The organism is Aquaticitalea lipolytica (assembly GCF_014641635.1).
Classification (GTDB): domain Bacteria; phylum Bacteroidota; class Bacteroidia; order Flavobacteriales; family Flavobacteriaceae; genus Aquaticitalea; species Aquaticitalea lipolytica.
On record NZ_BMIC01000001.1, the window covers coordinates 311,318 to 333,891 of the forward strand.

The 22,574-nt window shown below is 30.9% G+C and carries 24 protein-coding genes; 7 read left to right on the forward strand and 17 right to left on the reverse strand.

From position 1 onward, the window contains the following. Positions 1 to 4 precede the first annotated feature (4 nt). Together IEW41_RS01370 and nadC are read right to left on the reverse strand one after the other, a co-directional pair. A complete protein-coding gene (locus IEW41_RS01370) occupies positions 5 to 955 on the reverse strand; it encodes a YihY/virulence factor BrkB family protein (protein ID WP_188604543.1) in 951 nt (316 codons plus the stop codon). 1 nt (position 956) lies between these two features. Continuing rightward, positions 957 to 1,814 carry a carboxylating nicotinate-nucleotide diphosphorylase gene (gene nadC, locus IEW41_RS01375; RefSeq protein ID WP_188604544.1) on the reverse strand — a complete coding sequence of 286 codons (858 nt, stop codon included), beginning with the start codon at positions 1,812 to 1,814 and terminating at the stop codon, positions 957 to 959. A 100-nt stretch (positions 1,815 to 1,914) separates the two neighbouring features. Between nadC and rlmH the strand changes: the two genes are divergently transcribed. Continuing rightward, positions 1,915 to 2,388, forward strand: coding sequence for a 23S rRNA (pseudouridine(1915)-N(3))-methyltransferase RlmH (gene rlmH, locus IEW41_RS01380; protein WP_188604545.1), 474 nt, complete (start codon positions 1,915 to 1,917; stop codon positions 2,386 to 2,388). A gap of 3 nt (positions 2,389 to 2,391) precedes the next feature. On the opposite strand, the gene hpf is transcribed toward rlmH, so the two are convergent. The 3 genes from hpf to IEW41_RS01395 form a co-directional block, all read right to left on the reverse strand. Beyond that, a complete protein-coding gene (gene hpf, locus IEW41_RS01385) occupies positions 2,392 to 2,691 on the reverse strand; it encodes a ribosome hibernation-promoting factor, HPF/YfiA family (RefSeq protein ID WP_188604546.1) in 300 nt (99 codons plus the stop codon). A gap of 75 nt (positions 2,692 to 2,766) precedes the next feature. Beyond that, positions 2,767 to 4,833, reverse strand: coding sequence for a M3 family metallopeptidase (locus IEW41_RS01390; protein WP_188604547.1), 2,067 nt, complete (start codon positions 4,831 to 4,833; stop codon positions 2,767 to 2,769). Positions 4,834 to 4,862: 29 nt separating this feature from the next. After that, positions 4,863 to 6,503, reverse strand: coding sequence for an AMP-binding protein (locus IEW41_RS01395; RefSeq protein ID WP_188604548.1), 1,641 nt, complete (start codon positions 6,501 to 6,503; stop codon positions 4,863 to 4,865). A gap of 132 nt (positions 6,504 to 6,635) precedes the next feature. On the opposite strand from IEW41_RS01395, the gene IEW41_RS01400 reads away from it, so the two are divergent. The 3 genes from IEW41_RS01400 to IEW41_RS01410 all read left to right on the forward strand — a co-directional run bounded on the left by IEW41_RS01400 (position 6,636) and on the right by IEW41_RS01410 (position 10,195). Then, complete coding sequence (locus IEW41_RS01400; RefSeq protein WP_188604549.1) at positions 6,636 to 7,211, forward strand: non-canonical purine NTP diphosphatase; 576 nt, start codon at positions 6,636 to 6,638, stop codon at positions 7,209 to 7,211. Positions 7,212 to 7,382: 171 nt separating this feature from the next. Then, complete coding sequence (locus tag IEW41_RS01405; protein WP_188604550.1) at positions 7,383 to 9,269, forward strand: DEAD/DEAH box helicase; 1,887 nt, start codon at positions 7,383 to 7,385, stop codon at positions 9,267 to 9,269. Positions 9,270 to 9,424: 155 nt separating this feature from the next. Then, positions 9,425 to 10,195, forward strand: a complete 771-nt coding sequence (locus IEW41_RS01410) for a carboxypeptidase-like regulatory domain-containing protein (RefSeq protein ID WP_188604551.1) — start codon at positions 9,425 to 9,427, stop codon at positions 10,193 to 10,195. On the opposite strand, the gene IEW41_RS01415 is transcribed toward IEW41_RS01410, so the two are convergent. The 3 genes from IEW41_RS01415 to IEW41_RS01425 form a co-directional block, all read right to left on the reverse strand. After that, entirely contained in the window at positions 10,192 to 10,566 is a 375-nt protein-coding gene (locus IEW41_RS01415) for a VOC family protein (protein ID WP_188604552.1), read from the reverse strand. The genes IEW41_RS01410 and IEW41_RS01415 overlap by 4 nt on opposite strands. A 91-nt stretch (positions 10,567 to 10,657) precedes the next feature. After that, positions 10,658 to 11,185 (reverse strand): SRPBCC family protein, encoded by a 528-nt coding sequence (locus tag IEW41_RS01420; RefSeq protein ID WP_188604553.1) that lies wholly within the window; start codon positions 11,183 to 11,185, stop codon positions 10,658 to 10,660. Between the two features lie 30 nt (positions 11,186 to 11,215). Next, the gene (locus IEW41_RS01425; RefSeq protein ID WP_188604554.1) at positions 11,216 to 11,881 is read right to left on the reverse strand and encodes a TrmH family RNA methyltransferase; all 666 of its coding nucleotides are present in this window, start codon (positions 11,879 to 11,881) and stop codon (positions 11,216 to 11,218) included. Positions 11,882 to 11,924: 43 nt separating this feature from the next. Between IEW41_RS01425 and IEW41_RS01430 the strand changes: the two genes are divergently transcribed. Together IEW41_RS01430 and IEW41_RS01435 are read left to right on the forward strand one after the other, a co-directional pair. Beyond that, the gene (locus IEW41_RS01430; protein WP_188604555.1) at positions 11,925 to 13,106 is read left to right on the forward strand and encodes a tetratricopeptide repeat protein; all 1,182 of its coding nucleotides are present in this window, start codon (positions 11,925 to 11,927) and stop codon (positions 13,104 to 13,106) included. Positions 13,107 to 13,112: 6 nt separating this feature from the next. Beyond that, positions 13,113 to 13,787: an SIR2 family NAD-dependent protein deacylase gene (locus IEW41_RS01435; RefSeq protein ID WP_188604556.1), complete on the forward strand. Its 675-nt coding sequence runs from the start codon at positions 13,113 to 13,115 to the stop codon at positions 13,785 to 13,787. Here the strand turns inward: IEW41_RS01435 and IEW41_RS01440 are convergent. From IEW41_RS01440 to IEW41_RS01465, 6 genes are all read right to left on the reverse strand, one after another. Beyond that, positions 13,784 to 13,984: a helix-turn-helix transcriptional regulator gene (locus IEW41_RS01440; protein ID WP_283635616.1), complete on the reverse strand. Its 201-nt coding sequence runs from the start codon at positions 13,982 to 13,984 to the stop codon at positions 13,784 to 13,786. The genes IEW41_RS01435 and IEW41_RS01440 overlap by 4 nt on opposite strands. Continuing rightward, on the reverse strand, positions 13,984 to 14,430 hold the full coding sequence (locus IEW41_RS01445; RefSeq protein ID WP_188604557.1) for a hypothetical protein: 447 nt from the start codon (positions 14,428 to 14,430) through the stop codon (positions 13,984 to 13,986). The genes IEW41_RS01440 and IEW41_RS01445 overlap by 1 nt, the downstream gene beginning before the upstream one ends. A gap of 257 nt (positions 14,431 to 14,687) precedes the next feature. Further along, positions 14,688 to 15,356 (reverse strand): hypothetical protein, encoded by a 669-nt coding sequence (locus tag IEW41_RS01450; RefSeq protein ID WP_188604558.1) that lies wholly within the window; start codon positions 15,354 to 15,356, stop codon positions 14,688 to 14,690. Between the two features lie 168 nt (positions 15,357 to 15,524). Beyond that, positions 15,525 to 15,938, reverse strand: a complete 414-nt coding sequence (locus tag IEW41_RS01455) for a YxiG-like protein (protein ID WP_188604559.1) — start codon at positions 15,936 to 15,938, stop codon at positions 15,525 to 15,527. 191 nt (positions 15,939 to 16,129) lie between these two features. After that, the gene (locus IEW41_RS01460) at positions 16,130 to 16,894 is read right to left on the reverse strand and encodes a DUF6090 family protein (RefSeq protein ID WP_188604560.1); all 765 of its coding nucleotides are present in this window, start codon (positions 16,892 to 16,894) and stop codon (positions 16,130 to 16,132) included. Between the two features lie 80 nt (positions 16,895 to 16,974). Beyond that, entirely contained in the window at positions 16,975 to 18,612 is a 1,638-nt protein-coding gene (locus IEW41_RS01465; protein WP_188604561.1) for an ABC-F family ATP-binding cassette domain-containing protein, read from the reverse strand. 126 nt (positions 18,613 to 18,738) lie between these two features. On the opposite strand from IEW41_RS01465, the gene IEW41_RS01470 reads away from it, so the two are divergent. After that, on the forward strand, positions 18,739 to 19,185 hold the full coding sequence (locus tag IEW41_RS01470; protein ID WP_188604562.1) for a KTSC domain-containing protein: 447 nt from the start codon (positions 18,739 to 18,741) through the stop codon (positions 19,183 to 19,185). Positions 19,186 to 19,240: 55 nt separating this feature from the next. Here IEW41_RS01470 and IEW41_RS01475 read toward each other — a convergent pair whose 3' ends face one another. From IEW41_RS01475 to IEW41_RS01485, 3 genes are read right to left on the reverse strand one after another with little or no spacing between them, the layout of a single operon-like run. Then, a complete protein-coding gene (locus tag IEW41_RS01475; protein WP_188604563.1) occupies positions 19,241 to 20,749 on the reverse strand; it encodes a DUF4153 domain-containing protein in 1,509 nt (502 codons plus the stop codon). A 52-nt stretch (positions 20,750 to 20,801) separates the two neighbouring features. Beyond that, entirely contained in the window at positions 20,802 to 22,040 is a 1,239-nt protein-coding gene (locus IEW41_RS01480) for a glycosyltransferase (protein ID WP_188604564.1), read from the reverse strand. Between the two features lie 18 nt (positions 22,041 to 22,058). Next, positions 22,059 to 22,538, reverse strand: a complete 480-nt coding sequence (locus IEW41_RS01485; protein ID WP_188604565.1) for a heme-binding domain-containing protein — start codon at positions 22,536 to 22,538, stop codon at positions 22,059 to 22,061. Positions 22,539 to 22,574 lie beyond the last annotated feature (36 nt).

The window sequence follows — 22,574 nt, forward strand, 5'->3', positions numbered from 1 at the left end:
AATGCTAAAAGTTTTTCTTTAATCGATGTAAAGAAGCATTTAACTCGTAACCCAACAACAGAATATTTGAGTTTAACCATAGGTAAAACAGAAGTATTAATAACGCTCCAATAGAACCATAAAGTTCATTGTATTTAGAGAAGTTATCAATATATATTCCGAATAAATAAGACGTTAAAATAATTAGAAGCGTGGTAAATAATGCTCCTAAAGAAAAGAAACTAGATGCTTTTCCTTCTTTAGTACCAAAATAATACAATATTGCAGTTGCAATATAAACCATGAGTACAAAAAACAAATACTTGGCTAAAACTACCCAGAACACTCCTGTTCCGCTTTTGGTAAATCCTTTATTATTTAAACTATCAAAAAATGGTTGGATAATATAAATCTCAAAATATCCAAAAACTGCTACTGTAACTATTAAAAGTATTGCTAAAATTATTGCAACTCCTAGAGCGTATACATATTGCTTAAATACATTTCTTGATAATTGTTCATGATAAGAACTTTCAAAGCCTGAAAACACGGCATTTACTCCGTTAGCCATAAGTAATATTGACAATATAAATACTGATGACAATAATCCTCCTCTTGCTGTACTCTCATTATTTTCAATATTCTCAAAGATATTAGAAAAGAAAAAATCTGATGTTTGTGGCGGCAAAAACGATTCTAAAAATGATAAAAATTCTATTTTAAAGTCATCAATAGGTATGTATGGAATTACTATTAAAATAAATAACAAGAATGGAAAAATTGCTGTAAAAAAACTAAATGCAATTGCACTTGCACGAGTAGCTAAAGCTCCTTTTGCAATACCAATAGTGTATAACTCTAATAAATCGTAAAGAGATAAACCTTCTAGTCTTGGAGGTTTTATTTTTTTAAGAAATCTAACCAATACATTTAGTATCGGAATTTTATCAAGTTTATCTTCAATAGGTTTAGTCATTTTAAACCGCTTTTAAACTTAAATCCATATTATATACAGAATGTGTTAATGCACCTGATGAAATGTAATTTACACCACATTCAGCATAATGTCTGGCAGTTTTTTCGTTAATTCCTCCAGACGATTCTGTTAAACACTTTTTGCCTATTAGTTTTACTGCTGTTTTAGTATCGTTATAGTTAAAGTTATCTATCAAAATTCTGTACACACCATCACTCTCTAAAATTTCTTCAATTTCTTTAAGGTTTCTGGCCTCAACAATAATCTTTAAATCCTTATTTGTGTCTTTCAAATACTGCTTTGTTTTGTTTATTGCTTTAGTGATTCCTCCTGCAAAATCGATATGATTATCTTTTAGCATAATCATATCATATAATGCAAATCTGTGATTTTCGCCACCACCAATTTTAACAGCCCATTTTTCTAAAGCTCTAATTCCTGGTGTTGTTTTACGTGTATCGAGAATTTGAGTCCCTGTACCTTCTAACAAATCGACAAAAACTCTTGTTTTTGTAGCAATCGCACTCATACGTTGCATAGCGTTTAATACTAAACGCTCAGCTTTTAAAATAGATTGTGAGGCACCTTCAACATAAAAAACAATATCTCCATATTTCACTTTACTACCATCTTCAATTAATGTTTCTACTGTCATGTTTTTATCAACATATTGAAACACTTTTTTAGCAAATTCAACACCTGCAATAATGCCTTCATCTTTTACCAAAAGCTTTGCTTTTCCTTGTGTAGATGCTGGTATACAAGCTAACGAGCTATGATCACCATCGCCTACATCTTCTCTAATGGCATTAGCAATTATGAGTTCTATTTCTTTATTGAATTGTTCTTGTGAAATCATTGTTTGTAATTTATTGCTAAAATACTAATTGAAATACAAATTATTGAAATTACTGCAGCAAAACTTCGAGGCAAATTCTAATAAAAATGTAAATTTGCATATGACAATAAAACTCCTTGCCATAGGCAAAACTGATAATAAAGAGCTTCAGTCTTTAATTGACGATTACCAAAAGCGTCTTGGATTTTATATTAAGTTTGAATTTGATATTATTCCTGATTTAAAAAAAGTAAAACACTTAAGTGAAGACCAACAAAAACAAAAAGAAGGCGATCTTATTTTAGGTAAAATAAGCTCTACAGATGTTTTAATTCTATTAGACGAAAATGGTAAACAAATGGATTCTGTTGGCTTTTCAGGTTACTTACAAAAACACATGAATTCTGGTATTAAGCAACTTGTTTTTGTTATTGGAGGTCCTTACGGATTTTCACAAGAAGTATATAACAAATCACAAGGTAAAATATCATTATCTAAAATGACATTTTCTCATCAAATGATACGATTGTTTATTGTAGAGCAACTTTACAGAGGATTCACAATTTTAAAGAATGAACCTTATCATCACAGATAAATTTTAGTGGGTTTTATAAATTTCTTTACGTTTTTTAAGCTGTTTTTCTAAATCACTAATAGTGTTCTTAACTGATAATTCGTAATTTTTCTCATCAGAAGAAGCAAATATTCGAGGCCCTGGTAAGCTTAATTCTATTTTACATATTTTACCTTTACCTTTTGGATCTGGTTGTACTTCAAAATGAACCTGAGCACTAATTATCCATTCGTATTTTTTTCCTAGTTTTTTTAATCTTTCAGAGACATATTCATTCATTGCCTCACTAGCTGCCATATTTACATATTGAATATTTATTGTCATCGCTTTGGTTTTAATTGTTAATTCAAAAATAATAATGATGCATTAAACAGAATATGATGAATATCATAAATAAAATTATTCTAATCCTAAACTTTTAATATAAGCTTCGTTGTTTGAAGGTCGTCCTAAAAACTCTTCAACAGCCTCAAGAATATCTCTTTGATTTCCATTAGATAGTATTAAATTTCTATAACGTAACCCAGTGGCTTTATCTTTTAGTCCATTTTTTTCAAAAACTGTAAACATATCTTGAGCAAATACTTCAGACCACAAATAACCATACATATATACTGGATGTGTATTAATATGTATCCAACTTGCTTGAGTATGAGTCCCTTCAATATAACTATTCATCACTCCCATTTGCTTATCAATATCTCGCCATAATTGATCTGTATCAAAAGGTGTTTCTGGATTATACTTGTCGTATAAATTCATATCATAAATACAACGTCTTAAAGAGCCTTGAGCTCCTAAACCTGAAGATACATTTTTAGCACTTATCATACTATCAAACATATCTTTAGGAAATACCTCTCCTGTTTCGTAATGTTTAGCAAATGAGCTTAAAATATCATAATCGAAAATCCAATTTTCAAAAATTTGTGACATTGCTTCTGCAAAATCTGCTTTAGAATTACCTTGAGTACTAAACTCTCCATTGTACGACATGCCTTCTACAATATGCCCAAACTCGTGAAAAAGTGTACTTAACTCGTTATGACTTAACAACGATGGTAATTTATCTGTTGGTCTTGTAAAGTTTCCTAATAACATTGATACTGGTACTTCATAGCCTTCATTAGTCATTCTGCCATTTGTTAAAGGCACTCCATAAAACCATGATTCTTTGTTTGGTCTAGGGAATAAATCGAGGTAAAAACGTCCTTTTAATTTTCCATTTTCAAAAACTTCGTATGCTTCAACTTCTTCATGCCAAACTGAAGCATTTTCCATTTTTCTAAACTCTAATCCTAGTAATTCTTGGTAAAGCTCAAACATACCTGCCAAACATTCATTCATAGGCAAATATTCGCGCATTCTTTCATTGTCGACTTTATATTGCGTTTTTAATATTTGATTTTTATAGTACCCTAAATCCCATGGGTTAACTTCACTAGTGTCGTTTGGTGTTTTTAATTCTTTATTCCTAATTTGTTTTAATACTTCTAAATCATTGATTGCCTTTTCTTTAGACTCTGCAACCAAACCATCAATAAACTTCCAAACAGTTTCAGGGGTTTTAGCCATTTTAGGTTTTAAATTATATTCAGCGAAAGAGCTATAACCCATTAATTTTGCTAATTGATAACGCTTACTAACTAAAGAGTCTAGTATAACTAAATTTTTGTCGGCTCCTCTATTTGAATATTTGGTTGTAAATGCTTTTCTAACATCAGAAGATGTTGCATTACTCATAACAGGTGCACTAGTTGAGTTTTGCACAGGAATTTCATAACCTTTATCTTTTTTGTATTTCTCTTTAAAAGCTTCAGGTAGCCCTTTAGCTCCATTTTCATCTAATACCAATACTTCATTTGCAGTATTCATATTTGTAGAGTACTGTGTGGTTAAGTTATTAATTTCATCTATTAACTTCTTGTATTTTTCTAAATCTTCAGCATTTAAATTAACACCAGATTGCTTGAAATTTTCAATAACATCATCAACAAGACGTTTTCTGTGAGCTTTTAGCTGCTTATATTCTTCCGATTCTGAAAATATTAAGTATTGCTTAAACAATTTATTATCAGAACCCATGCTTGTAAAATAAGAGCTAAGCTTTTGGTACCCTTCCAACCCTTTAGCTCTAACTAACGAATCTGGTGAAACCCAATACAACATAAATGCATTGTTACTTGCTTTACTTAACTCGCTAGTAATTCTATCTCCTTCTACAACAGTATTTTCAAATGTTGGTGTTTTTATTTGTTTAATGGCTTCAACTGCTTGTTCTGCATTTTTAAGTGTAACATCAACATATTCTTCTATTGATTTTCCTGAAACTTTAGCATAATCTACAGGGACATTTAAAGCAACATTAAATGAGTTATCTGCTGAAAGTTCTATAAGCTTAACTTCTTTTTTTTCGGAACAATTCATAAGCAATATTAGGGATAGAGAATACAATACAGTTTTCATAATTAATAATTTTAGTGTTCACAAATATACTACTCAAAGATTACCTTTTCATCCATATCGAACCAACTTTTATAAAAGTCTTGATGAATTTTCTCTATGGCACTACGTTTTACTTTTAAGCTTGGTGTTGCCAATCCATTAGCGACAGTCCAATCTTCTTTCATTACCACAACTTTTTCTAATCGTTCGTGTTTTTCTAGTGTTGGATTTATTTGCTCTACAGATTTCATTATACTAGTAATAAACTCTTTTTTAGGTTTTGCTTTTCCTAATTCTGAAAGCGTAATCAATGCTATAGGTTGCGGAATTCCTGTTCCAACAATACAAATCTGCTCAACATCTGTATTATTAGATAGTAATAACTCAATATGTGAAGGCGAAATATACTTTCCCTTATCGGTTTTAAATTGATCTTTAACTCGTCCTGTTATGGTTAAAAATCCATCATGATCAAACTCACCAATATCTCCTGTTTTTAAATAGCCTTCATCATCAAATACTTCAGCAGTTAAATCTGGTGCTTTGTAATACCCTTTCATTAAACAGTCATTTTTAATACAAATTTCTCCTTCGGCAGATAGTTTTGCTTTTACATTGTAAAGTGTTTTACCAACAGTACCTACTTTACTAGCTTTTGGTGTATTAAAATGAGACACACAGCAATCTTCTGTCATGCCATATCCTTGCTGAATAGTAATACCAAGTTTTTTATACCATATAACCATATCAGCTGCAATAGGTGCTGCTGCAGAAGCAATGAATACAGCTTCTTTTAATCCTAACTTCTTCTTTAGCTTATTCTTAATAAGCGTGTTTAAAAGTGGGATTTTCAAAAGCATATTAAGTTTCTTTTGTGATACAGACTCAAGTATTTTTTCTCTAAACTTGGTCCAAATTCTTGGTACAGCAAAAAACAAATGTGGTTGATTTGCTTCTAGTTCTTTAGCAAAAGTCTCTAAAGATTCAGCAAAAGAAATGGCTGCTCCCAAAACAACTCCTGCATTTATTAATAAACGCTCTGCTACATGCGCTAATGGCAAATAGGAAAACAATCTTAAATTATTTGGCAACGAAAACAAGGTAATTAGCGTTGATGAGCTTTCCATAAAATTACTTGCTGTGTGCATCACACCTTTTGGCGTTCCTGTAGTACCAGATGTATAAATAATAGTATGCAAACTATTAGTGTCAGGTAGAGAAACAGAGTCTAAAGGTTTGCGTTTTTCAATTAAATCTTCCCATAGCTCACCAACTTGTTCTCCATAAATTCCAATACTAATTATAGGAATATTTGGAATACCTGATTTTTGAGATTCAAAATCGTCTAGTTTACCAATAATTATTGCCTTAGACTCACTATGTATTAGTATTTGATTAATAGAATCGGCATTAAGCGTAGGATATATAGGTATAGAAACACATCCTGCCATCATAATCGCTAAATCAGAAATTACCCAATGTGCGCAATTTTTTGATAATAGTGCTATATGAGAACCTTCTTTAAGATTAAGTGTTTTAAAATGTGAAGCTATTCTACGTGCTTCATCTCCTGCTTCTTTAAAAGTGTAATTAATAAATTTACCATTAATTGGTTGCTTTAAAAAAACATGGTTTGGCGTATTTTTTTCCCAGTGTAAAAAAGCCTCCAAAGGTGAATTAAATGTATGCATACGTTTTAATTGATGCTTTTAAAGATAGGAAAGTTTTTAAGAAGATAGACGTTGAGCAATTAACGAAGTTAGGATATTATTTTGTTTAAATCTTTATAATTGTACTTTTGATTTTTCAAATTAACAAATCACATGCAACTCGTTTTCGCTACCAATAACCATAATAAGATAAAAGAAGTACAGTGTTTAATTCCACAGCACATAAAGTTATTAAGTCTTGAAGATATTGGTTGTTTAGAAGATGTTCCAGAAACTCAAACTACAATTGTAGGCAATGCAAAACAAAAAGCAGAATATATTAAAACCAATTATGGTTACGATTGTTTTGCCGACGATACAGGTTTAGAAGTACAAGTTCTTAATGGAGTACCAGGTGTATATTCAGCACGTTATGCTGGAGAACAACGAAATGCTGATGATAATATGAATAAACTCTTAAACGAGCTAAAACCACATACAAATAGACAAGCACAATTTAAAACAGTGATAGCTTTACATCTCAACGGCAAACTAAAAACCTTTACAGGTATTTGTGAAGGAGATATTACACAAACTAAACAAGGAGACAAAGGTTTTGGTTATGATCCCATTTTTAAAGCTAAAGGTTATACTAAAACTTTTGCTGAAATGTCATTAGAAGAAAAAAATACTATTGGTCATAGAGGAAAAGCTGTAAAACTATTGATTGATTTTTTAAACTCTATTTAACATATTGTAAATCAAATAATTATCAATTAGGATTTATCATATATAAAAGCGTATCTTTGCACCTTGAAATTCCTCAGAGTGAGGATGTGTTACTAGAAGTTTAGGTTTAAGTATGTCGATTCGCTTCTCTTGTAACACCAAAGAACATAATCGAATACTTATTACAATCGAATGAACACATTCAAAGATTTAGGTCTTAATGAAGACCTTTTACATGCTATTACAGATTTAGGCTTTGAAACGCCAAGTGACGTCCAAGCAAAAGCAATCCCAATTTTATTAGAAAAAGACACAGATTTAGTGGCTTTAGCACAAACAGGAACAGGTAAAACTGCTGCCTTTGGTTTTCCTATGCTTCAAAAAATTAATATTGATAGCAGAACCACTCAAGGTTTAATTTTATCTCCTACTCGTGAACTTTGTTTACAAATTACAAACGAGATGAAACTTTACGGTAAGTACTGTAAAGGACTTAATGTAGTTGCTATTTATGGTGGCTCAAGCATTAGCGATCAAGCTAGAGAAGTAAAAAGAGGAGCACAAATTATCGTTGCTACTCCTGGTCGTATGAAAGATATGATTAGCCGTAATATGGTTGACATTTCAAAAATTGAATATTCAGTTTTAGATGAAGCTGACGAAATGTTAAATATGGGTTTTAAAGAAGATATTACAGATATCTTATCTCATACCCCTGAAGACAAAAACACATGGTTATTTTCTGCAACAATGCCAAAAGAGGTATCTAATATTGCAAAAAGATTCATGAAAAGCCCTATGGAAATTACTGTAGGAAACAAAAACGAAAGTACAAACCAAGTATCACACGAGTACTATTTAGTAAATTCTCGTGATCGTTATGATGCTTTAAAACGTTTAGCAGATGCAAATCCAGATATTTTTTCTGTGATTTTTTGTCGTACAAAACGTGATACTCAAAAAGTAGCAGAGCAATTAATTGAAGATGGTTACAGCGCTGGAGCATTACATGGTGATTTAAGTCAAAATCAACGTGATTTGGTAATGAATTCATTCAGAAAAAACCAAATACAAATGCTAGTAGCTACAGATGTTGCTGCTCGTGGAATTGATGTTGATGATATTACTCACGTTATTAATTACCAATTACCTGATGAACCTGAAACATACACACATAGATCTGGTAGAACTGGACGTGCTGGTAAAACAGGAATCTCAATGGTTATTGTTTCTAAAAGCGAAGTGCGTAAAATAAAAAGTATTGAACGTATTATTAACCAGAAATTTGAATTGAAGCAAATTCCTGATGGAATGGCTATTTGTGAAACACAATTAATGTCGTTAGCAAATAAAATTCATAATACTGAAGTTAATCACGAAATTGATAAATATTTAACCAGTATTAACGAACTGTTTGAAGATACTTCTAAAGATGAATTGATTAAAAAATTCTTCTCTGTAGAGTTTACACGTTTTTATAACTACTACCAAAGATCTAAAAATTTAAATGTTACAGATTCGCGTAGTAGCGATAGAGATTCTGATAGAGATTCTGGACGCGATTATGGTAGTAATGATAACTCAACTCGTTACTTTATAAATGTTGGTAAAAAAGATGGTTTCGATTGGATGAAACTGAAAGATTTCTTAAAAGAAATTTTAGAATTAGGTAGAGATGATGTCTTTAAAGTTGATGTAAAAGAAAGTTTTTCATTCTTTAATGCTGAAAAAGAATTACAAGAAAAAATATTAGCATTCTTTACAGACTTCAAACACGAAGGACGTTTTGTAAATGTTGAAATTAGTGAAGATAAAGGTCGCGGAACAAGCAGAAATAAAAGACGTTCTGGTGGTGGTGATAGATCAAGAGGTGAAAGACGCTCTGGTGGAGACTTTAAACCAAGAGGTGAAAGACGTACTGGTGGAAGTGACAGAAGAAGCTCAGGAGAGTCTCGTTCTAGACGTTCATCAGATTCAAACGCTTCTGGACCAAACAGAAGAGACAGACGTGCTAATTCAGATTCTAAACCAACTGAATCTAGTTTTTCTAGACCAAGACGTTCTAGAAGAAGAGATTAAACACTAGGATAGATTAGTTATAACTTAAAAGATTCCTTGAGATTAGTTCTTAAGGAATCTTTTTTTTAAACCATCTTGTTAATATTTAGTCAAATTTATAAGGTTTATATCGTATTTACGTTTTGTTTAGTACTTTTATACCATATTTTTAACACATGAAGCAACTCTTTTTACTTTTATCAATTGTATTTGTAATCTCTTTTAGCTACGCGCAAGAAGAAACTACAATAAAAGGAATTGTGATAAGTACAACTACTAGTCAGCCATTAGAGAGTGTTAATATTGTAAACCTAAATCAGGTTAAAGGTACTTCTACAGACGATAAAGGTGCTTTCGAAATAAGAGCAAAAGCAAATGATACTTTACACTTCTCATATTTAGGTTATAAATCTATAAAGGTCAGAGTTACTAACGACTGGCTTAAGTTTGGTGCTACAAATATTGAAATGACTGAGTTAGCACTAGCATTAGAAGAAGTTGTTGTAAATCAGTTAAAACTTACTGGATATTTAATTGTAGATGTTAGACAAGTACCTATAAAAACAAATTACAGATATAGTATTTCTGGTTTATCAGCAACAGGTTACGAAGCTGGTAATAATGGTTCAGGTGTTAGTAAAGTGCTAGGCGCTATTTTTAATCCAGCAGATTTTTTACATAATATATTTGGCAAAAAACCTAAAGAGTTGCGTAAGCTTCGTCAAATGAAACAAGACGACGAAATTAGAAATTTACTCGCTTCTCGTTTTGATAGAGAAATGCTTATGGTATTATTACAAGTCGATCGTTTAGACTTAGACGAAATTGTAAGCCAATGCAACTACTCAAAAGACTTTATTCAAACAGCTAACGACCTTCAAATACTTGATGCCATTAACGAATGCTATGAAGAGTATAAGGTACTAAGCAAAAGTCGCTCTAATTAGTTATTAGAGTGTAAAGCAACTCTATTTCCTTCGCTATCAATAAAAACTCCCATATAACCATGTTCTGGTGATATTTGCGTTTTTTTCTGGTATATTTTTCCTCCTGATGCTTCTACTCTATCTAGTTCATTTTGCAAATCATCACATATAAAGTACACTAAAGTTCCCTCTTTACTTGGTACATAAGTATTTTGCTTTATTAATGTGCCTTGAGCACCTACAACATTTCCTCTATCTGGAAACCAACCCATTTGCATACCACCAAAATCGTGAATAGAAATTTCAACTTTAAAAACAGCTTCGTAAAACGTTTTGGCTCTATTCATGTCATTAACAGGAATTTCAAACCAACCTATCATATTATGTTTCATATATAAATATTTATTGCTTTTCAATAGTCATATGGAACATCTATATTGTTATATCTATGTGAGTATAAATTTTAGTCATGGATGTTTCATATTATTTTTTGTTTAATATTTCTTTTAAACTGTTTAATCCTTCTTCAAAATCTTTACCTACGTGCTTATCTATATTATAAAGCATCATAAAAATGCTAGAAGGAAATTTATTTTCACCAGAAAATCCCCAAACTACTTCTGTTTTATTAGCATCAACTTTATTAACTTTAATATAAGCGTCTGATTGCGATTTCCAAGGTTTATAAAAACGCAATTGGCTTTCAACAACATCGTTTTCAACTATCCTTTTTATTTCTTGCTCACCTACTCCAACATCTTTATTTCCACTCCATTTATTTACAAATCCTACAGTACCATCTATACCAAAAGCTTCTTGCTCCATATTAGGATCTCTTTTTTTCCAAGGCGACCAATAATCTTGATTTTTAATGTGTTTTAAGTATTCAAAAACTTCAGGTAAGGGCTTGTTTACAACAATACTACGTTTTACGTGATATGTTTTAGGTGCTATTAGAGCTAGTAGAATAATAACTGCTGTTATTACTCCAATAATGTAAAGGAATATCATGTTGTTGAGTTTTATATTAGTTAAACTAATTTAGTGATTATTTTTATCTTCATAAAACCGTTTAACAATATCATCACTACTTTTAAGCGTTTTTTTTATCCATTGTAAACGCAAATCTAATTGCTCTTCTTTAGATAATTGCCACTTAATATCTGTTTGCTTTAGTTTTGTAGTTACGTGTTGTAAAATAATAGCCGCAGATACAGAAATATTTAAACTTTCGGTAAAACCAGACATTGGTATTTTTAAATAACAATCGGCTTCATCTAATACTTCTTGAGATAAGCCTTCTGTTTCTCTACCGAAGAAAAAACAAGCTTTTTTAGATACATCAAACTCATGTAACAAGCAATCGTTTTCATGAGGTGTTGTTGCTACAATTTGATATCCTTTTTGTTTTAAGTCTTTTATACATTCTTTTACAGAATGAAATCTATTTAAATCTACCCATTTTTGGGCTCCCATCGCAATCTCTCTGTCTATACGTTTAGAGTTGCGCTCTTCAATAATATTAACCTCTTGTATGCCAAATACATCACAACTACGTATTACAGCACTTGTATTATGCAATTGGTAAACATCTTCAGTAGCCACAGTAAAATGTTTGGTACGTTGTTGTAACACATTATCAAAACGAAGCCTTCTATGTTCTGTTAGATAAGTTTCTAAATGTTGTAAAAGTTCAATATCAATCATTCAAAAAAGTTTATATTTAGCCAATATAATTAAAACTACTACAATGCCTGCACAAAAATCACGCTTCATTTTACCTTTTATTCTTTTAATTACAACAGCCTTATTCTCTCAGGTTAATCCCATTGAAGAAACTGAAGACAACGATAAAAAAGTTGAAGAACTTGGATACTTTATTGAAACCTCTATACACGAAAGTAATAACGAAGGTTATATTTCTAAATTCGATTTAGATGATTTTGGGAAAAAGATAACCAAAATGACTAATGATGATAAAGAGCAATATTTTTTCAGTCAAGGGTTTTTAAAAGGCTTACTAGAAGGTATTGATGAATATCCTAAAAAATTATCTGCTCATGTAGAAAATGGTGGTTATTACGATTTTATAAGCTACAGATACGAAAGTGAAGCTAAAACATATTACATGCTATTTAGATTTTTCTCTGAAGAAAGTGGTGTTAATTACCATGACTACAGAGTTGTTGATAACAATGGAGAGTTTAAATTTAGCGACTTATATATTTACTTAAGTGGTGAACATCTGTCAGATACGTTTTCGAGAATGTACATGACGGCTTTGCCTAAAAACAAATTAGCTAAGTTTTTAAAAGGTGACTATTTTGGTGATTACGAAAAATTTACTGAAGCAGTTAATTTAAACCGAAGTGGTAAACCTGCTAAAGCCTATAAAGTTTTAAATAGCATTAAAGGCGAATTGGCGAATGAGAAATTTTTGCTGCTTATCAAAATTCAAATTAGTTACCAATTAGATGATGAGAGTTATATTGCAGCTATTGAAGAACTTAAAGAAAAGCATAATAACGACCCAACAATGTATTTAACTCTGGTAGATTATTATATTTTAAAAGAAGAATACGATAGAGCTTTCGATTTAATTGATAATTTACAAATAGAAACTAATGACGATTTTCTATACTACATGAAAGGTAATGTAGAATTTTTAAGTGATGATTATGAAAGTGCTAGCAACTACTACGCATATATAATTGAAAACTATCCTGACTTTTTTCAAGGGTATGCTGGCTATTTAATAGCTACTACCAAACAACAAAAATATGATGATGCTATAACAGTTTTAAACAAACTGGTTGAATTAGAATACGATAAAGATGCCATTATTGAATACCTTGAAGAAGATGATGAAACAGGGATTAATGTTTTAGAAGATTTAGTAAAATCTGATGCTTATAAAACCTGGAAAGGCTAATACCTAATGAAACATATTGTTGTACTTACTGGAGCTGGAATGAGTGCTGAAAGTGGACTCAAAACCTTTAGAGATGCTGATGGTTTATGGGAAGGCCATAATGTTATGGAAGTTGCCACACCAGAAGGTTTTGCTGCAAATCCAGAACTTGTTTTAGAATTTTACAACCAACGACGCAGACAATTATTTGAAGTCACTCCAAACTCAGCTCATTTTGGTTTAGCGGAATTAGAAAAAAACTACAAAGTAACTATTGTAACCCAAAATGTTGATGACTTGCACGAACGTGCTGGTAGCAAAAATGTTATTCATTTACATGGCGAATTACTTAAAGCCAGAAATATTGTTGACGAGTTTAGTGTTATAGATTGCAAAACAGATATAAAGCTAGGTGATACTTGCTCAAAAGGTCACCAATTACGACCACATATTGTTTGGTTTGGTGAAGCAGTACCTATGATAGATACTGCTGTAGATGTTTGTATGACTGCAGATATTTTACTTATAATAGGCACATCAATGCAAGTGTATCCTGCTGCAAGTTTAATGCATTATGTACCAGAACACACACCAACATTTTTTATCGACCCAAAACCAGCTATTGAAAGTAAACATAACTTAACTGTTATTGCCGAAACTGCAACTGTTGGTATGAAAAGGTTTATTGAAAGTTTAGATTAATCATTATCGCTTAACTTAAAAAAATCGTTTACAGGTTTCCCAAACAACTCTGATAATTTTAAGGCTAAAACTGTTGATGGTACATATCTGTTTGCTTCAATAGAGTTTATGGTTTGTCGTGACACACCAATTTTTTGAGCCAATTCGTCTTGTGTTAAGTTTAAAATAGCACGTTCTACTTTTATCGTGTTTTCCATTATCTGTTACGTTTTAGTAGTTCGAAAAAACCAACTTGAATTAGTAACATAAATAGCAATACTTGCACATAACCTATTTCGGTTGGAGTATCTTGCTTACCTAAAATAAAATCGACAATATAGTTAGCCAAAGGCTGAAACAAAGTGTAAAGCACACCAATTATAAATGCTAATGCGTAGGACTTAGAGCGCAATACCTCAATAAGTTCATCTTCTATTTTTTCTTTAGATAACGATATAACCAATAAACCAATAAGCATTGCGTGTTTTAAAAATGGTCGTACCCAAAGTGCTTCATCGTCTATAAATTTAATAACAGTTAAGGCTATAAAGCTAAGCGCAACTAAACCAACACCTATGGCTTTAAAACTGTTTGGCAGTTGTATTTTGTTTAAAAATCGTTCTAATTTGTTACGCTCGCAATGTTCTATATTTTTTGTATTCATGACAAATATATGTATTATTAAGACAAATTATTTTTACTATATGACAAATATACTTTACATTATTGAATAAAAAAAATGTAATGTTTAATTTTTTTATAAAATGATTTTGGAAGTTCGTTTAACGTGTTGTGTATGATTTCGTTGTGTTGTCTAGGTCTAAATTAATAAAAGAAAACTGACCAGAGGAAAATTCCGCAGGAATTTTACGAGTACACACGAACCGAACAATGAATTATACACGGTGTTGTACGCAGTATTTATTGTTCGGTTAAAAATTCGGATGTATAATTTATTATGTGGTCTTTCAAAAATTCTTCAATAAACTTTTTGTTACTTTCGGGAAAGTTCTTTTTAATATCCTCAAACTGACTTTTATAATTTTCAGTTTTTTTGAATTCGTTAAACTGTCTTTCCTTAAATCTCAAAAATTCTTTGCGCGTGTAGTTTTTATCACTATTGAATTTCCCTTTTTTTATTTCCAATAATATGTAATTGCTATATTCAGATGCGTATCCAGAGTGAACGTATTTAACTCTTTCTCCATAAGGTAAAATTAAAATTCCAGAATACCAGTCGATTTTCATAGTGTCTATTTCTGGAAATATGCGTTTTTTGATAGATATATTTTTAAAACTTGTTTTTCCATCTTTATCTTTTACGCGTCTTGGTTGAGATATGTCAGTCAAAAGTAGTGTGCTATCAATTATTTCAAAATGTCCGATATAACCACGATATAAAGCTGTTGAAGGCCATTGAGGTCTTTTATCAGGATTTTTCTCAAAATATGGTTCTAACGGATTGGTATTGAGTGAATATTCTGTTCCTTTAAATTTTATTAAGTCAGGATATTGAGCAGTAAACAAACTCTCTACTTTGGAAAATCCAAATGAGAAAACCACAAATGATATTAGGATGAGTTTTTTCATATTGCGTACAATGCGACGATATGGATTGTTTCAATTATCTATATCGATAGTTAAACGAAGTACGCTTTTTTTAATGAGAAAATCAAGTGAAAAATTAAAACGTTATATGTTAGTAAGTTGGCAGTGAACAAGTAATGGCTTATACACGTTATAGAATACTGACTTTTATCAAATTTTAAAACTAACTTGATCTATTGACTCAGTATTTCTATTCAATTTTTTTAAATCAAATTCCGACGCTATTAAATTCAATTTATACAGAGTGGTATCCAAGGTTATTTCACGTAATTCCATTCCAACCTTTTTACTCAATTCCATTGCTTTTTTAGAATTTTTCAGCTCTGCGAATCCCGGGTAAGCCATTACAGCGGTTCCGTTCCAATCAAGATTTTCAAAATCCGTTGAATTCAGTTGAAATCGTAAATCGAAACAGTTTTTAAATCGTAAAATGTAATTCCCGTGATTATCGTCAATCCAATTTGTTTCAATTACAAAAAGGTAATCTCGGTTATGCTTATCATAAAAGTGTCTGTGAATCAGAACATCATAAATTTCTTCTATTTTAATTTCGTTTACGTTCATTTTTAACTTGTTCACAATGCGACGATAAGAATAATTTCAATTATCTATATCGATTGTTAAACGAAATACGCTTTTTTTAATGAAAAAATCAAGCGAAAAATTATAACGTTATATGTTAGTAAGTTGGCATTGAGCAAGCAATAGCCTATACACGAAGTTGTGACTAGTTTTATTTTTAACCGTTTTCTCTTTTAGTCTTCGGTTATTATATCTATTTCTTTGATAATTTGATGACCAAGCTCTATTAATTGATTGTATTGGCTAATCATCGTGTCGAATTGCCACGCTGCTAAGCTAATAACATTTCTATAAGCTGGTTTGGCTGTGTATTCTATAAATGCTTGGTCATAATCTGACTGCGGTGTAGCTTTTATGGCTAAAGAATCTCTTGACATGAATGCAGAAGCTAAAATAAGTGATCTATCGAATTGAGTATCGAGGTAATTCTCTTGGTGAACCGTATATTGGTTATAACTCTTCTCATTTTCTGAAATAACATCCACCAAACCGTGATATCTAGCCAAAAGAGAATCAATTTTAGTATTGTTTAATTTTCCATAATATTCTGATCTTTTCAATGATTCGTAACCTCCTGAATTTGGTTTAAAATAGAAATCGGCAAAAGCAGTACCACTCATCATAAACAAGAAAAGATTATCATTTTCGGTCTTATCTAAGATACTATTACGTGCTTTTTTACATAGGTCAGCAATTTGTTTTCTTCCTTTTACCAATTCTTCTAATTGCTCTTGATCCTGCGATGTATGCGATTTAATTTTTATTAAGTATTCGTTTAAGGAATTTTTATCTTTTATTGACTGATTCCAATTATTAATTTGTAATGCAATCAAAATACCAATTACAACTAATATAATTTCTCCTAAAGCATACTTTAGGTACTGAGCTTTTTTATTGTCCAAAATCTGCTTATGTCTTATTTTCCTAAATAACCTCATAGGATGGATAATTTCAATTATCTATATCGATAGTTAAACGAAGTTCGGCTATTTTTTTGAGAAAGTCAAGCAGCAATAAATTACTTCTTCAAATCTATCTGCTTTAAGTTTTCAATTCTGTTTCTTACCAAGAAATCATCAATAGTTTCGAAATGCTCAATAACGCGTTGGTCTTTAAATTCAAATACTTTTTGAGATAAGCCTTGTAAAAAATCTCTATCGTGAGACACTAAAATAAGTGTACCATCAAAATCTAAAAGGGCTTCTTTAAGTACATCTTTCGATTTTAAATCTAAGTGGTTAGTTGGCTCATCGAGAATAAGCAAGTTAACAGGCTCTAAAAGTAATTTAACCATTGCTAGTCGTGTTTTTTCTCCTCCAGAAAGCACACTTACCTTTTTATCGATATCGTCGCCTTTAAACATAAAACGACCAAGTATGTTTTTTATCTGTGTTCTAATATCGCCTTGTGCAACTTCATCAACGGTTTGAAAAATAGTTAAACCTTCATCTAACAATGAAGCTTGGTTTTGAGCAAAATAACCAACCTTTACGTTGTGTCCTAAAGCACAATGACCATCTACTTCAATTTCGTTCATAATGGCTTTAATCATTGTTGATTTACCTTCACCATTTCGTCCAACAAACGATACTTTTTCTCCTCGCGAAATAGACATGTTTGCGTTTTTAAACACCACATGATCATCATACGATTTTGATAAATCTTTAACAGTTACTGGATAATCACCCGAACGTTGTGCTGGCGGAAAACGTAGTTTTAAAGCCGAAGTATCTATCTCATCAATTTCAATAGGCTCTAATTTTTCTAGCATACGCTCACGAGAGTTCACTTGATTGGTTTTTGAGTATGTACCTTTAAAACGCTCGATAAAAGCCATATTATCTGCAATAAACTTTTGCTGCTCGTTATAGGCTTTTATTTGATGTGCACGTCTGTCTTCACGCAATTGTAAGTAATGTGAGTAGTTTGCTTTATAATCATAAATACGACCCATTGTAACTTCAATAGTTCGGTTGGTAATATTATCAATAAATGCCTTATCATGCGAAATTACCATTACTGCATTGGCTTTATTTAAAAGAAAATCTTCTAACCAAATTACCGATTCGATATCGATATGGTTGGTTGGCTCATCGAGTAATATCAAATCTGGTTTTTGAAGTAATATTTTTGCTAACTCAATTCTCATTCGGTAGCCACCACTAAACTCGCTGGTTTGTCTAGTAAAATCTTCACGTTTAAAACCTAATCCACCTAAAGCTTTTTCAACCTCAGCATCATAATTAATATCTTCTAATGCATAGTATTTTTCGCCTAAATCTGATACTTTGGTAATGATATTCATATACTCATCAGATTCGTAATCGGTTCTGGTTTCTAAAGCTTTATTTAAGGCTTCCATTTCGTCACGCATGGCAAAAATATGAGCAAAAGCTTTAGAGGCTTCTTCAAAAACTGTACACTTATCTTCAGTTAATAAATGCTGTGGTAAATAGGCTATAATAGCATCTTTTGGAAAACGAACATTACCTCTTGTTGCTTTTTGTTCGCCAGCAATAATCTTCATCATGGTCGATTTACCTGCTCCATTTTTACCCATTAGGGCAATTTTATCGGTTGCATTAATGGTAAACGACACATCACTAAATAAGGCACTACCACCAAACTCTACTGCTAAATTATCAACTGAAATCATACTTGAATTTTAAAGCTGCAAAACTAATAAAAAGCAGGATAGTGCAAGGCATATTTATTTATAAAAAACAATTCAATTTCAATACATTAAAAAGACTACTTTTGCACCTTCTAAAAAAGCATCACTATGAAACGTATCAACGAATACAAAAAATTATTTAATGTCGAAAACAATATCGATCTTAAAGAACTAAAATCTACTTACAGAAATTTAGTGAAAGAATGGCATCCTGATAAATTTCAAGCTGGTGATGAAAAAGCTATAGAAGCTGAATTAAAAAGTAGACAGATTATTGATGGTTACCATTTTTTGGTAAGTATTGCTCCTGAAACAAAAGCAGCAAATTTGGAAGAATTTAATGAAACTGCTACTACTCCAATTATAGATTGGCAACACAAAGGTTTGGTTTTAGAAATAACTTTTTTAGATGGTAATACTTATGAGTTTTTTGGAGTAGATAAATCTTTATTTATTAAATTTTCACAATCTGATAAGCTTACACGTTTTGCAAAACGTAACATTTTTAATTCTTTTACGTACCGAAAAATTAAAAAGCAACAGGTTGAAGCTTAGTATATATTTATTATAAAAACTCAAGAATCTCTTTTTTGATTTATCCTCGATTAAATTAGTAACCAAATAATGCTTTATAAGCAACATATTCGGCATAATTCCACTCTAAAAAAGACTTTGACTCCCATTCGGTTTTAAACTCTTTTTTACGGTTGTTAATAATTTGGCGATACTCAAAAGGTCTCATGAACTCTTCTTCGAAAGGGAATTTTTCTTGCTGAATTTTGTAGATCTCATCTAGCTCTTCTATAGGTTTATCTAAATGAGGTAATGCTTTATCAGAAAGTGTTGCCATATAGTTTAAATGTAAAAACGATTTATTGGCATTATTGAAATTATACTTTGCAATTAATCCATCCCAATTTATAAATGAGCTAAAAACCAATACTATAAAAAGCGCATATGCGTTGACCCTAAATAAATAGAAAGCCGATTTTTTATCTTTTACTTTCACAAAAACTGTATATAATCCGTATAAAACGAGTAATAAAAAGAGAATAACACCTATACGTTTATATGCTAAAGCAAAATAATCGATATACCTATAGTTTCTTACAAAAACGGATAGCGTTAAAATTGCATTTTGAATAATCCAAACATAACTTAACACTCTTAAAAGCTTATTATTTTGGTAAAAGTTTAAATTACCTCTGAAAAAATATAAAACTAACGCTATTGATATAAGAATTGATAGAATTAGCAAATATGTGCCTTCATGAACAAATTGTTTTAAAAAATAACCATCCCATTGAAAATTAAACCAAACAATATTTAAATCGATACAGTTAACAATTAGCAATAAAACATTAAGAACAATTAGCAAAAAAACTCCAGCTTTATACTCGTTTTTTAAAGCAGTAATACTAAAGATTCGTTTAATAGATTTTTTCACTCTCACTAACGAATCTGTAGCTTTTAAGTCTTCATTTTCTATATAATTATTAGAAATTATAATGTACATAAAATTGCTAATTACCAACCCTACAATTAAGGTAAACACCACTAAGAAGTCGAAATTTTTAAAAATAGCAAGCAAACTCTCACTAATAAAAGACAAAAAACTAGAAACCAAATCATTAAAAACAGGATTAGAACCACTGTAAATTGCTATAAATATGATTATGATTATTAACGGAATAAAAAACATCCTGAATTTCCAGATGTAGCTTCCGAAATTTTTGCCTTTTACTTTAGTACTTAAAAGCGATTCGAGGAAAAATATTTGAGACTTAAAAAAAGAAATTATAGAGATTCTAAATGCATTTAATAACGATTTAACTTGAGGATAAATAAGCAATCCTACAAAAACAACCAACATCAAATAATTTATAAAATATGAGAATACAGAATGTGTAACTACTGTTGCTATTGATGTTGTTATAAAAGCTAATGCAACTGTTATTTGGTTTCTGGTTTTGAATTGAAGACGTTTTGAATACAATAACCAAGCAAAAAAAATGGTTTCAAAAATAAATAGATTTAATCCTAAATCTTCTCTGTGAAATAAAAATGTGAATATAATTGTGCTAAAAATGACAATAAGAATGTCTCTTTTTTTACTCATAAGTTGTTTGGTTAGTTATATAAAAAACGGACAATCTATAAAAATAGTATAGTTATTCTTTTTGGTTTTTAGCCTCAATCCATTTGCTCATAAACTTAGTACTTTGCAAGGTATGATGTTGTAACAACTGTCCTGTAAAATTATTACGTCTATGTCTACTAAGATTTTGTGAAATAGTATCGATTTTTGAATATAAATGTTCTAAAAACTCTGCCTTTTGAAAACGCTTATTTATGATTGCAAAGCCATTATTTTGATACGTTTTCCAATCAAATTCACTTTCATATAATTTTACAGCCTTATTAGCAAAATCTTTAGGAGAATCTGTAATAAATCCGTTAGGTTGTGAGTTACCAAACATGCCTTCTGCAGCAATAGTAGTCATAACACAAGGTGTTCCGTTTTGCATTGCATCAATTAGCTTGCCTTTTAAACCAGCTCCAAAACGCAAAGGTGCCAAACAAATTTTTGCATTTTGCATCACCTCGTTAACATCGTTAGCAAAACCTTTTATCAAGAATCCATCTTTGTTATTCTGTAACTGATTTACTTTTTGAGACGCATAAGCACCATAAATATGAAGTTCTGCTTTTGGTAATTGCTTTTTAATTAATGGCCAAATAGATTCTTTTAGATATAAAATAGAGTTATAATTAGGCTCATGCAAAAAGTTTCCAATGGTAATAAAATGCTCACGTTCATCAAAAACTGGAAGATTATTTGTACTACTTTCTGAAATTTCTTCAAGTAGAAATGGTAAATACAACAATAAATTGTCTGGAACTTTAAATTGCGTTTTTAAGATTTCAATCTCAACTTCAGAAATCATCAAACTAAAATCACACCTGTAAATGCTTGCTATTTCGCGTTTTGCTATATCATTAAACAAATAGCTTTCATCAAATGGCTTGTTATCCTTAAACGCTAATTGTCGCCCTTTACGCAAGCAATGTAAATCTTCAGTATCTAGAATTCTCAAAGCATCAGGACATTGCTCTGCAACTCGCCAACCAAACTGTTCTTCCATCATAAAACGATCGAATAGAATAATATCAGGATTTAGTTGTTTTACAAACGTATCAAAACTCTCATGATTGAGTTCTATTGCAACTTGACTAATACCAATAGTTGTTAAATTAAAAGCATTATCACTTTTAGCGCAAGGACTCACGAATGTTATTTGATAGTTTTGCTGCTGAAAAGCTGCAATAAGTTGCATCATTCGGCTTCCTGCTGCAGAACTTTTGGGTTCTGGCCAGACAAAACCAATAATTAAAAGATGCTTGGGCATTATGTTTTTATATTGAAATTATTCTGCTCCTGCTTCAAGCTCTAAACTGTATCTAAAACGTTCTTTATTTACCCAATGTAATAAAACCATAATTTGGTCATCTGTTAGTTTAGCTTCAGTATGTGTCCAAGTGTATGATGGTAAAGGCATTTCTTTTTTCTCTACCATTTCAGCTAGTTCTTCTAGTTTATGATCTTTCTTCTTAGTAGAGTAATCATCCCATTTAGAGATATTAAAATGCTTTTTTCCATTATCAACATGCTCAGCCATCCAATAATTAACAGGAGTAATATTATTGTACCAAGGATATCGTGTTACATCACTATGGCAATCGTTACAACTCTCTTTAAGTATAAGTTTAACGTTTTCAGGTGTATTTGTTTCTGTATAAAAGCTATCGATAGAAGTTAAATCTCCTTCGTTTTTTTCTGGTCCAAAAAATTGTGCTATTACAAACACAACAAGTAAAAACAATAGTATCTTTTTTATAATCTTCATTTTTGTTAGTTTTAGATTTTAAAAATAAGAAAATCC